This is a genomic window from Stenotrophomonas sp. STK17_22, assembly GCF_051983905.1.
GTDB lineage: Bacteria > Pseudomonadota > Gammaproteobacteria > Xanthomonadales > Xanthomonadaceae > Stenotrophomonas > Stenotrophomonas maltophilia_A.
Genome location: NZ_CP197010.1, coordinates 3,612,234 through 3,624,649, shown reverse-complemented (window position 1 = coordinate 3,624,649; position 12,416 = coordinate 3,612,234). Strand labels below are relative to the sequence as shown.

9 protein-coding genes and 2 tRNA genes are annotated in these 12,416 nt (G+C 65.3%); 10 read left to right on the top strand and 1 reads right to left on the bottom strand.

The annotated features are described in order from the left end of the window. Positions 1-9 precede the first annotated feature (9 nt). The 10 genes from nuoN (at position 10) to pnp (ending at position 11,232) form a co-directional block, all read left to right on the top strand. Positions 10-1,470, top strand: coding sequence for an NADH-quinone oxidoreductase subunit NuoN (gene nuoN / locus ACSYS9_RS17035; RefSeq protein ID WP_049423844.1), 1,461 nt, complete (start codon positions 10-12; stop codon positions 1,468-1,470). Positions 1,471-1,599: 129 nt separating this feature from the next. Continuing rightward, positions 1,600-1,676: transfer RNA gene (locus tag ACSYS9_RS17030), tRNA-Met, on the top strand. A gap of 82 nt (positions 1,677-1,758) precedes the next feature. Continuing rightward, positions 1,759-1,835, top strand: a tRNA-Met gene (locus ACSYS9_RS17025). Between the two features lie 366 nt (positions 1,836-2,201). Continuing rightward, on the top strand, positions 2,202-2,792 hold the full coding sequence (gene rimP / locus ACSYS9_RS17020; protein WP_005410450.1) for a ribosome maturation factor RimP: 591 nt from the start codon (positions 2,202-2,204) through the stop codon (positions 2,790-2,792). Between the two features lie 4 nt (positions 2,793-2,796). After that, complete coding sequence (gene nusA, locus ACSYS9_RS17015; protein ID WP_071229142.1) at positions 2,797-4,308, top strand: transcription termination factor NusA; 1,512 nt, start codon at positions 2,797-2,799, stop codon at positions 4,306-4,308. A gap of 92 nt (positions 4,309-4,400) precedes the next feature. Next, entirely contained in the window at positions 4,401-7,046 is a 2,646-nt protein-coding gene (gene infB / locus ACSYS9_RS17010; protein ID WP_032128650.1) for a translation initiation factor IF-2, read from the top strand. Positions 7,047-7,138: 92 nt separating this feature from the next. Then, positions 7,139-7,522 (top strand): 30S ribosome-binding factor RbfA, encoded by a 384-nt coding sequence (gene rbfA / locus ACSYS9_RS17005; protein ID WP_005410447.1) that lies wholly within the window; start codon positions 7,139-7,141, stop codon positions 7,520-7,522. Positions 7,523-7,629: 107 nt separating this feature from the next. Continuing rightward, complete coding sequence (truB, locus tag ACSYS9_RS17000; protein ID WP_032128651.1) at positions 7,630-8,538, top strand: tRNA pseudouridine(55) synthase TruB; 909 nt, start codon at positions 7,630-7,632, stop codon at positions 8,536-8,538. Positions 8,539-8,711: 173 nt separating this feature from the next. Then, complete coding sequence (gene rpsO / locus ACSYS9_RS16995; protein WP_005410445.1) at positions 8,712-8,972, top strand: 30S ribosomal protein S15; 261 nt, start codon at positions 8,712-8,714, stop codon at positions 8,970-8,972. A gap of 151 nt (positions 8,973-9,123) precedes the next feature. Beyond that, positions 9,124-11,232 carry a polyribonucleotide nucleotidyltransferase gene (gene pnp / locus ACSYS9_RS16990; RefSeq protein ID WP_032128652.1) on the top strand — a complete coding sequence of 703 codons (2,109 nt, stop codon included), beginning with the start codon at positions 9,124-9,126 and terminating at the stop codon, positions 11,230-11,232. Positions 11,233-11,366: 134 nt separating this feature from the next. On the opposite strand, the gene ACSYS9_RS16985 is transcribed toward pnp, so the two are convergent. Then, on the bottom strand, positions 11,367-12,191 hold the full coding sequence (locus ACSYS9_RS16985) for a hypothetical protein (protein WP_440568236.1): 825 nt from the start codon (positions 12,189-12,191) through the stop codon (positions 11,367-11,369). Positions 12,192-12,416 lie beyond the last annotated feature (225 nt).

Below are 12,416 nucleotides of genomic sequence, written 5' to 3'. Positions count from 1 at the left end.
GATTTGATGATGACCACCTCGCCGCTGCTGCCATTGACCGCCGCTGACCTGCCACCGCTCGCTCCCGAGCTGGTGCTGATCGGCAGCGCCTTCGCCCTGATGATCCTCGACCTGTTCGTCAGCAACCGGAACAAGATCGTCACCCACCTGTTCTCGCTCGCTGCGCTGGCCGTGGTGCTGTTCATGCTGGCCACCGGCGTGGGCGGGCAGGGGGAGGTCTTCCATGGCATGTTCGTGCGCGATACCGCCGCGGACGTGATGAAGACCGGGATCGTGCTGCTCAGCGGCCTGACCCTGGTCTACGGCTGGCGCTACCTGCGCGACCGCAATCTGTTCCAGGGCGAGATCCCGGTACTGATCCTGTTCGGCACCGCCGGCATGATGATCCTGGTCTCGGCCGGCAGCCTGCTGATGGTCTACCTGGGCCTGGAACTGCTGGCGCTGTGCTCCTACGCGCTGGTTGCCAGCAACCGTGAGAACGGCCTGGCCTCGGAAGCGGCGATGAAGTACATCGTGCTGGGTTCGCTGGCTTCTGGCCTGCTGCTGTACGGCATGTCGCTGATCTACGGCGCCACCGGCAGCCTCCACCTGGACGTCATCCGCGAGGCCATCCCGCACTCGGAAGAGCGCGTGCTGCTGATCACCGGTGCGGTGTTCATGATCGCCGGCGTCGCCTTCAAGCTGGGTGCCGCGCCGTTCCACATGTGGCTGCCGGACGTGTACCAGGGTGCCCCGGCACCGATCGCACTGTTCATCAGCTCGGCGCCGAAGCTGGCCGCCTTCGGCATGGCCTACCGCCTGCTGGAAATGGGCGTGGGCCCGCTGTCGACCGAACTGCAGCTGCTGATCGCCGGCCTGGCCGCGGTCTCGCTGGTCATCGGCAACCTGATGGCCATCGCGCAGAGCAACCTCAAGCGCATGCTGGCGTTCTCCACCGTCTCGCACATCGGCTTCCTGCTGATGGGCATCGCCGGTGGTGGCGCGCAGGGCTATGCCGCCGCGCTGTTCTACGCACTGGCCTACGCCATCATGTCCACCGCCGCCTTCGGCGCGATCATCGCGCTGTCGCGTGCCGGTTTCGAAGCCGAGAACATCGAGGACTTCAAGGGCCTCAATGCCCGCAACCCGTGGATGGCCGGCCTGGTGCTGTGCATCATGGCGTCGCTGGCCGGCATCCCGCCGTTCCTGGGCTTCTGGACCAAGCTGGCGGTGCTGGGCGCGGCCGTCAACGGCGGCCTGCTGTGGCTGGCCATCCTCGGCGTGCTGTGTGCCGTGGTCGGCTGCTTCTACTACCTGCGCGTCATCAAGGTCATGTACTTCGATGAGCCGGTGGGCGAGGCCATGCCGCGCAGCAACGACCGCGTGCTGGGCCTGGTGCTGGGCGTGAACGCGCTGGCGCTGCTGGCGCTGGGCCTGGCTTGGAACCCGATCATGGTCTGGTGCCAGCAGGCATTTGCGCATCTTGCATAAAAGTTGACACAAAGCTGCGCGATTCGTGTAATATGCGCAGCCTGAGTTGTCACTGCAGCGGTTCAGCCAGAACATCGTTGCGGTAGTCCTCCTCGAAAGAGAGCAGGGCAGCAGTTCAGACACTTCCGGTGCGGGGTGGAGCAGTCTGGCAGCTCGTCGGGCTCATAACCCGAAGGTCGCAGGTTCAAATCCTGCCCCCGCTACCAACTTCAGATCGGCGCCAACCGGTTTGATGAATGAGGGAAGGCTTGCAGGTTTTGAAGTTATGCCTCATAATTCCGCTTCTGATGCGGGGTGGAGCAGTCTGGCAGCTCGTCGGGCTCATAACCCGAAGGTCGCAGGTTCAAATCCTGCCCCCGCTACCAAGTAAAGAGATCGCCTTCGAAGTCCTGCTTCGAAGGCGTTTTTCTTTGGGTGGCTGCGTCGTTTCTGCGTGATCGGGGTCAGCTCCCTTTTCCGCGGGAAAGGGAGCTGACCCCAGGTCCGCACCTTGCACCAGCGCGGTGCAGCCGCTATCATCAGCGGCCTAGCAGTACCCCTGAAGGCGGCCTCCCGGCGGGAGTCCGGACCCGGAAGGAGGGCCGCAACCGGCAGGCACTGCAGGTTGCAACCGGAATCCAGTCACCGGAGTCTTTCCGGAAAAGGGGCCCAGCGGGCCCTTTGTCGTTTCCGGGGCGTCATGTTTTCACGCCGGCCAAGGCCGGCACCCAACCAAGAGATCAAGGCAGGCTGTGAGCGACAAGGCAACCGACATCGCGAATCTGCTCGCCCCGACCGTTGTGTCGCTGGGCCTGGAGCTGCTGGGCGTTGAGTATCTGCCGGCCCCCGGCGGTGCGACCCTGCGCCTTTACATCGACGTGCCGCTGGCTGAACAGCCCGAGCGCATCATCAATGTCGACGACTGCGAGCGGGTCAGCCGCGAAGTGTCGGCGCAGCTGGACGTCGAAGACCCGATCAGCGGCAATTACACGCTGGAAGTGTCCTCGCCGGGCGTGGATCGCCCGCTGTTCAACCTGGAGCAGTTCGCTCGCCACCAGGGTGAATCGGCCAAGGTCACGCTGAAGCTGCCGCAGGACAACCGTCGTCGCCTGCAGGGCCGTATCGAAGCGACCGACGAGGCCGCAGGCACCATCACCTTCATCGTCGACAAGACCGAAGTGGTGGTGTCGGCCGACAACATCGACAAGGCACGGATCATGCCCGACTGGGTGGCGCTGGGGCTGGCCCCGAGCAAGCCGACCGGTCCGGCACCGAAGCGTCCGAAGCCGAACACGAATTCTTCTTCCAACGAGCCGGCGGCAAAGAAGCCGCGCGCGGAGTGAGCCAATGAGCAAGGAACTGTTGCTGGTAGTCGACGCGGTCGCCAACGAGAAGGGCGTGCCGCGTGAAGTGATCTTCGATGCCATCGAGGCCGCCCTGGCCTCGGCAGCGAAGAAGCGCTATCCCGACGAGGAAGTGCTGACCCGCGTGGTCATCGACCATAAGGATGGCAGCTACGAAACCTTCCGTCGCTGGGAAGTGGTGGCCGATGACGTGGTCATGGAATCGCCGGACCGCCAGATCCGCCTGATGGACGCCGTCGATGAAGCCGAAGGCGTGGACGTCGGCGACTACATCGAAGAGCAGATCGAGAACCCGGACTTCGGCCGCATTGCCGCCCAGGCCGCCAAGCAGGTCATCGTCCAGCGCGTGCGCGAAGCCGAGCGCCAGCAGGTCGTGGATGCATGGAAGGATCGCGTGGGTGAGCTGATCACCGGTGTGGTCAAGCGCGCCGAGCGCGGCAACATCTATGTCGACCTCGGTGGCAACGCCGAAGGCTTCATCCCGAAGGACAAGGGCATTCCGCGCGACGTGCTGCGCGCCGGTGACCGCGTGCGCGGCTACCTGGCCGAAGTCCGTTCGGAACCGCGTGGCCCGCAGCTGTTCATCAGCCGCGCCGCCCCGGAATTCATGATCGAGCTGTTCAAGCTGGAAGTGCCGGAAGTCGGCCAGGGCCTGGTGGAAATCAAGGCCTGCGCCCGCGATCCGGGCGACCGCGCCAAGATCGCCGTGCTCGCCCACGACCAGCGCACCGATCCGATCGGTGCCTGCATCGGCATGCGCGGTTCGCGCGTGCAGGCCGTGTCCAACGAGCTCAATGGCGAGCGCGTGGACATCGTGCTGTGGAACGACAACCCGGCCAACTTCGTCATCAACGCGATGGCGCCGGCCGAAGTGCAGTCGATCATCGTCGATGAAGACAAGCACTCGATGGACCTGGCCGTTGCCGAAGACCGCCTGGCCCAGGCGATCGGCAAGGGCGGCCAGAACGTGCGCCTGGCCAGCCGCCTGACCGGCTGGCAGCTCAACGTGATGACCCAGGACCAGGTCACCGCCAAGTCGGAGGCCGAGCAGGCTTCGGCCCGCCAGCTGTTCATGGACAAGCTGGAAGTGGACGAGGAAATCGCCGGCATCCTGGTGAGCGAAGGCTTCGGCACCGTCGAGGAAATCGCATATGTCCCGGTCGGCGAACTGCTGGCCGTGGAAGGTTTCGACGAAGACATCGTCGAAGAGCTGCGCGCTCGTGCCCGCGATGCGCTGCTCAATGAGGCCCTGGCAGTCGAGGAAGGCCTTGAAGACGGCCAGCCGGCGCAGGATCTGCTGTCCCTGCAGGGCATGGACGAAGCCACCGCGTATGCGCTGGCCGGCCACGGCGTGCGCACCAGTGAGGACCTGTCCGACCTGGCCGCCGACGAGGTCATGGACTTCGGCATCGAAGGGCTGGATCAGGCGCGCGCCGCTGCGCTGATCCTGGCCGCACGTGCCGAGGAGATCGCCCGACTGGAACGCGGCGAATGAGCCGGCAATGAACAGGGCCCTGAGCCGCTCAGGGCGTAGAATCCGCGCCACCTCCAGATGCGGGGGGGCGCCCACAAGATCATAGGATCCGAATGTCGCAGCAAACCACCATCCGCAAGCTTGCCGAACTGGTCAACACGCCGGTCGAAAAACTGCTGGAACAGCTGGCCGGTGCCGGCATGAAGTTCAGCGGTCCCGACCAGGTCGTGACCAGCACCGAGAAGGTGAAGCTCCTGGGCTTCCTTCGTCGTTCGCACGGCAAGCCCGAGCAGGCCCCGGAAGAAACTGATCAGTCTGCAAAGAAGATCACGCTCAACCGCCGGAAACAGCAGGAAGTGACGGTCAGTTCCGGTCGCAGCAAGACGACCGTGAATGTCGAGGTGCGCCAGAAGCGTACCTACGTCAAGGATGGTGCTCGCGCCATGACCCCGGACGAAGAGCGCGCCGACATCCTGCGCAAGCTGGAAGAGTCGCGTGCGCGCAACCTTGCCGAACAGCAGGCCCTGGCCGAGAAGGATCGTCTGCGCGACGAAGCCATCGTCCGTGCCCGTGAGGAAGAGGTTGCGGCCAAGGAACGCGCAGAGGCCGAGAAGAAGGCCGCCGAGGAAGCTGCGGCCGCCGCCAAGGCTGCCGAGGCGCTGGCTGCCAGCAAGCCCAAGCGCGCTCCGATCGATGAAACCGCGCCGCGCCCGCCGCGTGCTCCGGCCGCCGCTCCGGCTGCGCCGCGCAGCGCTCCGCCGCCGCCGCGCAACGACGACCGCAACAACCGCAGCGCGCCGCGCAACGAGCGTGGCCCGGGCGACCGTTTCGCCGGCCAGATGCACCTGTCGGCTGCCGACCGCGCGCGCCGTGGCAACAGCAACAACAGCAACACCCGTGGTCGTCCGGGCGGGCGTAACCAGGCCGGTGGCCGTCGCGACATGTCGCGCGGTGGCAACAATGCAGGTCCGCACGCCTTCGAGCGTCCGACCGCGCCGGTGGTGCGTGAAGTGGCGATCGGCGACACGATCACCGTGGCCGACCTGGCGCAGAAGCTCGCGCTGAAGGGCGGTGAGGTGGTCAAGGCGCTGTTCAAGATGGGCGTGATGGCCACCATCACCCAGTCCATCGACCATGACACCGCCGCGCTGGTGACCGAAGAACTCGGCCACAAGGCGATCCGTGCCAACGACAACGACGCCGAAGACGCACTGCTGGCCTCGACCGGTGAAAACCAGGGCGAAGCCACCCAGCGTCCGCCGGTGGTCACCATCATGGGCCACGTCGACCACGGCAAGACCTCGCTGCTGGATTACATCCGTCGCACCAAGGTCGCCACCGGCGAAGCCGGCGGCATCACCCAGCACATCGGTGCCTACCACGTGGATACGCCGAAGGGCGTGATCAGCTTCCTGGATACCCCGGGCCACGCGGCATTCACCTCGATGCGTGCGCGCGGCGCCAAGCTGACCGATATCGTGGTGCTGGTCGTGGCCGCCGATGACGGCGTCATGCCGCAGACCAAGGAAGCGATCCAGCACGCCCGTTCGGCGGGTGTGCCGCTGATCGTGGCGATCAACAAGATCGACAAGTCCGACGCCGACCCGATGCGGGTCAAGAACGAACTGCTGTCCGAGCAGGTCGTGGCCGAAGACTTCGGTGGTGATACCCAGATGGTGGAGATCTCGGCCAAGACCGGCCTGGGCATCGACGACCTGCTGGACGCCATCTCGATCCAGGCCGAACTGCTGGAACTGAAGGCCGTCGACGAAGGCCGCGCCTCGGGCGTGGTGATCGAATCGTCGCTGGACAAGGGCCGTGGCCCGGTCGCCACGGTGCTGGTGCAGCAGGGCCGCCTGAAGAAGGGCGACTACCTGGTGTGCGGCATCCAGTACGGCCGCGTGCGTGCGCTGTTCGACGAAACCGGCAAGCAGCCGGAGTTCGCCGGCCCGTCCATCCCGGTGCAGGTCCTGGGCCTGTCCGGCGTGCCGGAAGCGGGTGATGACTTCGTGGTCGTCGAGGACGAGCGCCTGGCCAAGGACGTTGCCCAGCAGCGTGAGACCAAGCGCCGTGAATCGCGCCTGGTCGCCACCGCCGGCAGCCGCATGGAAGACATCATGGCGACCCTGGGCAAGGGCGAGGGCCAGCAGGTCCTCAACCTGGTCATCAAGGCCGACGTGCAGGGTTCGGTGCAGGCGCTGAGCCAGGCACTGGTCGCGCTGTCCAACGAAGACATCCGCATCAACGTGATCCACTCCGGCGTGGGCGGCATCACCGAATCGGACGCCAACTCGGCGGCCGCTTCGAAGGCCACCGTCATCGGCTTCAACGTGCGTGCGGATGCTTCGGCCCGTCGCATCATCGAATCCAACGGCGTCGATCTGCGTTACTTCTCGATCATCTATGACGTGATCGACCAGGTGAAGCAGGTGGCTTCCGGTCTGCTGGGCGTGGAGATCCGCGAAGAGATCATCGGTATCGCCGAGGTCCGCGACGTCTTCCGCAGCTCCAAGCTGGGCGCCGTGGCCGGCTCGATGGTCATCGAGGGCGTGGTCAAGCGCAACAAGCCGATCCGCGTGCTGCGCGACAGCGTGGTGATCTTCGAGGGCGAGCTGGAATCGCTGCGTCGCTTCAAGGAGAACGTCGAGGAAGTCCGCAACGGTACCGAATGCGGTATCGCGGTGAAGGCCTACAACGACGTCAAGCCGGGTGACCAGATCGAGTGCTTCGAGCGTATCGAAGTGCCGCGTACCCTGTAATGCTGCAAGGTGGCCCGACCAACGGTCGGGCCCCACCATGGACCTGTAGCGCCCGACCGTTGGTCGGGCGACAACTGAACCAAGAGCTCCTCGTGCCCAAGACTTTCCATCGAACCGACCGTGTCTCCGCCCAGCTGCGCCGTGAACTCGGCACCCTGGTGCACAACGCTGTGCGCGAGCACGGGTTGCCCTCGGTGAGCGTGTCCGACGTGGAAATCACCCGCGACATGGCTCATGCCAAGGTATTTGTCACCGCGCTGATGCCGGAACGTTCGGCTGAAGCCGTGGCCGGCCTGAAGGAGCTGGGCTATCGCCTGCGCATGGACCTGGCCCGTGCGATGAAGCTGCGCCACGTGCCGGAGCTGCATTTCCACTACGACGACTCGGTCGACCGTGGTGAGCACATCGACAACATCCTGCGCGATCTGCCTGATACGTTGGCCGCTGAGAAGCGTCGCGAGAGCGACGAAGAATAACCGCGCGACGCCGGGCATGCCCGGCGTTGTTGCATTCCGGCTGCGCGATGTCTGATGCAGACCGCGCTGCAGCAGTCGAGCATGGCTCGACTCTACAAAATCCTGTCATGACCCGAATTCAGTTCCGCCGCCTGGATGGCATCCTGCTGCTCGACAAGTCGACCGGCATGAGCTCCAACGCCGCCCTGCAGGTGGCCCGTCGCCTGTTCCGTGCCGAAAAGGGTGGCCATACCGGCAGCCTCGATCCGCTGGCCACCGGCCTGCTGCCGCTGTGCTTCGGCGAGGCGACCAAGATTGCCGGACTGTTGCTCGGCTCGGCCAAGGCCTACGACGCCGAGATCATGCTGGGCCAGACCACCGACACTGACGATTCCGAAGGCCAGGTGCTGCTGCAGCGCCCGGTGCCTTCGATCAGTGCCGAGGCCCTGCAGGCGGCGCTGGCGCCGCTGACCGGCAGCATCCGCCAGCGTGCTCCGATCTATTCGGCACTGAAGCAGGGTGGGGAGCCGCTGTATGTGAAGGCCCGCCGTGGTGACGTCATCGAAGCGCCGGAGCGTGAGGTGCAGGTGCATGCCATCGAGGTGCTGGAGCAGCAGCCCGAGCGGTTGCGGCTGCGCGTGACCTGCGGGTCCGGCACCTACATCCGCAGCCTGGCCCGCGACCTGGGCGAGGCGCTGGGCTGCGGTGCCCACATCAGCGCGTTGCGCCGGCTGTGGGTCGAGCCGTTCCGTGAACCGGCGATGGTCACCCTGGACCAGCTTCGGGCGATGGTCGAGGCAGGCGACGAGGCCGGGATGGACGCGCTGCTGCTGCCGCTGGCGGCCGGCCTGGCTGAATACCCGCGGGTCGACCTGGATGCCGACCAGGCCCACCGCTTCTGCGTCGGCCAGCGCCAGCGCGATCTGTCCTGGCCGCATGGCCTGGTGGCCGTGTTTGGCCCGGACGATGCTGTCCAGGGCCTGGGCCAGGTCGATGACAGTGGCCTGCTGGCTCCGCAGCGTCGTTTCAACCTCTGACCTGGGCCGGGCGGTTCAGCCCCGGTCCTTGTCCCGGAAGCCCCCGACCGTTACAATTTCGCGGCCGTTTTCCGGCAGCCTGCCTCGCGCAGGTTTCATCCTCGTAGTCCACGGCGAGCCTGGCGGTGCGCGAAGCGCGTTCCTGCCGGCCACGCATCACAGAGAAAAAAGAAATGTCGATCGACACCCAGAAGGTCATTGAAGACAACAAGCGCAGCTCGGCTGACACCGGCTCCCCGGAAGTCCAGGTTGCACTGCTGACCGCCCGCATCGAACTGCTGACCGGCCACTTCAAGACCCACAAGAAGGACCACCACAGCCGCCGCGGCCTGCTGCAGATGGTCAACCGCCGTCGCAGCCTGCTCGACTACCTGAAGAAGAAGGACGTCGAGCGTTACAAGGCCCTGATCGAGAAGCTTGGCCTGCGTCGCTAAGCAACGAATCCCCCGCGGCGCAGCGATGCGCCGCGGTTTTGTTTTGTAGCACCGCAATCCCCGATTCAGGCCGGAACGATCCGGCCACCCGCTGGCGGCAAGGGTCGCCGACGGTCCAAATTCGCAGACAGCATCCCCAAGGACACCCTCCGTGGCAAAAATCACCAAAACCTTCCAGTACGGCAAGCACACCGTCACGCTCGAGACCGGCGAAGTCGCCCGTCAGGCCAGCGGTGCCGTCATCGTCAAGATGGACGACACCGTACTGCTGGTCACCGCCGTCGCCGCCAAGAGCGCGCGCGAAGGCCAGGACTTCTTCCCGCTGACCGTCGATTATCAGGAAAAGTTCTACGCCGGCGGCCGTATCCCGGGTGGTTTCTTCAAGCGTGAAGGCCGTGCGACCGAGAAGGAAACCCTGATCTCGCGTCTGATCGACCGTCCGATCCGTCCGCTGTTCCCGGAAGACTACAAGAACGAAGTGCAGATCATCGCCACGGTCATGTCGTTGAACCCGGACGTGGACGGCGACATCCCGGCCCTGATCGGCGCCTCGGCTGCCCTGGCCCTGGCCGGCACCCCGTTCATGGGCCCGATCGGCGCGGCCAAGGTCGGTTACAAGAACGGCGAGTACATCCTGAACCCGACCGTCAGCGAACTGGCTGACTCGCAGCTGGAACTGGTCGTCGCCGGTACCTCCAACGCCGTGCTGATGGTTGAATCCGAAGCCGCGCTGCTGTCCGAAGAAGTGATGCTGGGCGCCGTGACCTTCGGTCACCGCGAAATGCAGAAGGTCATCAACGCGATCAACGAGCTGACCGTCGAAGCCGGCACCAAGCCGTCGACCTGGGAAGCCCCGGCCAAGAACGACGCGCTGATCTCCGCCCTGAAGGAAGCCATCGGCCCGCGCCTGGGCGAAGCCTTCCAGGTGCGCGACAAGCTGCAGCGCCGCGACGCCATCTCGGCGATCAAGAAGGACGTGGTCGAAACCCTGGCTGGCCGCGTGGCCGCTGAAGGCTGGAACCCGGCCGAGCTGTCGAAGGAATTCGGCGAGCTGGAATACCGCACCATGCGTGACTCGGTGCTGGACACCAAGGTCCGCATCGACGGCCGTGCGCTGGACACCGTCCGCCCGATCGCCGTGAAGACCGGCGTGCTGCCGCGTACCCACGGTTCCTCGCTGTTCACCCGCGGCGAAACCCAGGCCATCGTGACCATCACCCTGGGCACCGCCCGTGACGGCCAGGTCATCGACGCCGTTGCCGGTGAGTACAAGGAAAACTTCCTGTTCCACTACAACTTCCCTCCGTTCTCGGTGGGTGAGTGCGGCCGCATGATGGGCCCGAAGCGCCGCGAAATCGGCCACGGTCGCCTGGCCAAGCGCGGCGTGCTGGCTGTCATGCCGTCGCTGGAAGCCTTCCCTTACACCATCCGCGTCGTCTCGGAAATCACCGAGTCGAACGGTTCCTCGTCGATGGCATCGGTCTGCGGTTCGTCGCTGGCCCTGATGGACGCCGGCGTGCCGGTGAAGGCGCCGGTTGCCGGTATCGCCATGGGTCTGGTCAAGGAAGGCGAGCGTTTCGTCGTCCTGTCCGACATCCTGGGTGACGAAGATCACCTGGGCGACATGGACTTCAAGGTGGCCGGTACCGCTGAGGGCATCTCCGCCCTGCAGATGGACATCAAGATCGAAGGCATCACCGAAGAGATCATGAAGCAGGCTCTGCAGCAGGCCAAGGCTGGCCGTCTGCACATCCTGGGCGAAATGGCCCACGGCCTGACCGCTCCGCGTGAAGAGCTGTCGGACTACGCGCCGCGCCTGCTGACCATCAAGATCCACCCGGACAAGATCCGCGAAGTGATCGGCAAGGGTGGTTCGACCATCCAGGCCATCACCAAGGAAACCGGCACCCAGATCGACATCCAGGACGACGGCACCATCGTCATCGCTTCGGTCAATGCCATCGCTGCCCAGGCCGCCAAGGCCCGCATCGAGCAGATCACCTCGGACGTCGAGCCGGGCCGCATCTACGAAGGCAAGGTCGCCAAGATCATGGACTTCGGTGCGTTCGTCACCATCCTGCCGGGCAAGGACGGTCTGGTCCACGTGTCGCAGATCTCCAGCGATCGCGTCGAGAAGGTCGGCGACGTGCTGAAGGAAGGCGATGTGGTCAAGGTCAAGGTGCTGGAAGTCGACAAGCAGGGCCGTATCCGCCTGTCGATGAAGGCCGTGGAAGAAGGCGACGCCGTCAGCGCCGAGTAATCGACCTCCGGTCGATTACGGTAGGTGTCAACCTTGGTTGACACGCTCCTGGAATCGCTGAAATGAAAAAGCGGGCTTCGGCCCGCTTTTTCTTTGCCTGGAATCCTGTGGATGAGGACCGTTGGTCCTTGCACTTACGCGTCTTCTTCGTCCTCCCCCAGCCACCAGACCTGGCCTGGCTCCGGGTCGCTCATCGGGTGCTCGCGCTGTTCGATGGCCTCCAGCACCCGGCCGGGGGCTGCAGCGACCCACACCGCCATGAGCTTTTCCACCGCAGCCCGGCCCTGTGCGGCCACGCCGAGGTCACGTTCGCGTCTCCATTGGTCTTCATCTGGCGCCTCATCACCATGCTGGTGCGGCGTGCCGTAGCTGCAGCGGCGGCACAGCCGGCGCACGGTAGCCGTCCAGTCCTCGACCATGCCGATGCCGGGCAGGGTGATTGCCTCCAGCGCAGCGATGTCATCGGCCGAATCGCACTGCACGAACACGGTGAAGGTCGCCATGTCCGATGCCTGCAGGCGCTGCATTGCATTGAACACCGGCACCTCGTGTTCGCTGTACGTACGGCGGCCGGTCGAGGCGCCGTCGTGCAGCACGATGTCGCCGAAGCGAAAGCCGCTTTCGGGCAGCGGTACGTTGTGGATGCGTGCACGCACCGGATCAATGCGGCTCATGTACACCACTTCGGCATCCGACCGCGGTGCCAGGCGCACGCAGGCCACGCCGAAGTGGCCCTCGATCGGGCCCTCGCCTTCGGGCAGGGTGATGCCACAGCGGGTCCACTGGCGTCGTGCTTCGGCCCAGTCCGCCATGCCGGTGGCGGCGATGCCGGCATTCCAGGCAGTGGCGACATCGAATTCCCCACGCAGCTGCTCCGATTGCAGGTTGTCCTGCAGTGAGGCAGCCCAGTCGCGCAGGTACTTGTGCGCCAATCCGCGCATGTAATGCAGGTACGGCACTTCGGGGGGCGAGTGCGATCAGCTCACCGAACAGCGCCACCGCCTGCTGCAGGTCGCCCTCTCGGAAGGCGGCGTAGGCGCGTGCCTCCAGGGCCTGGCATTCGTCGAGGGTTTCGTCGTCCAGCAGGTCGCCGTCGTCGAGGTTGTCGTGGTCGGTGCTCATGTCCATGCGCGGTTGAAGGTCCGCGGCTACCTTAGCCGATGCGCGAGCCCGCGAAGGCGGCG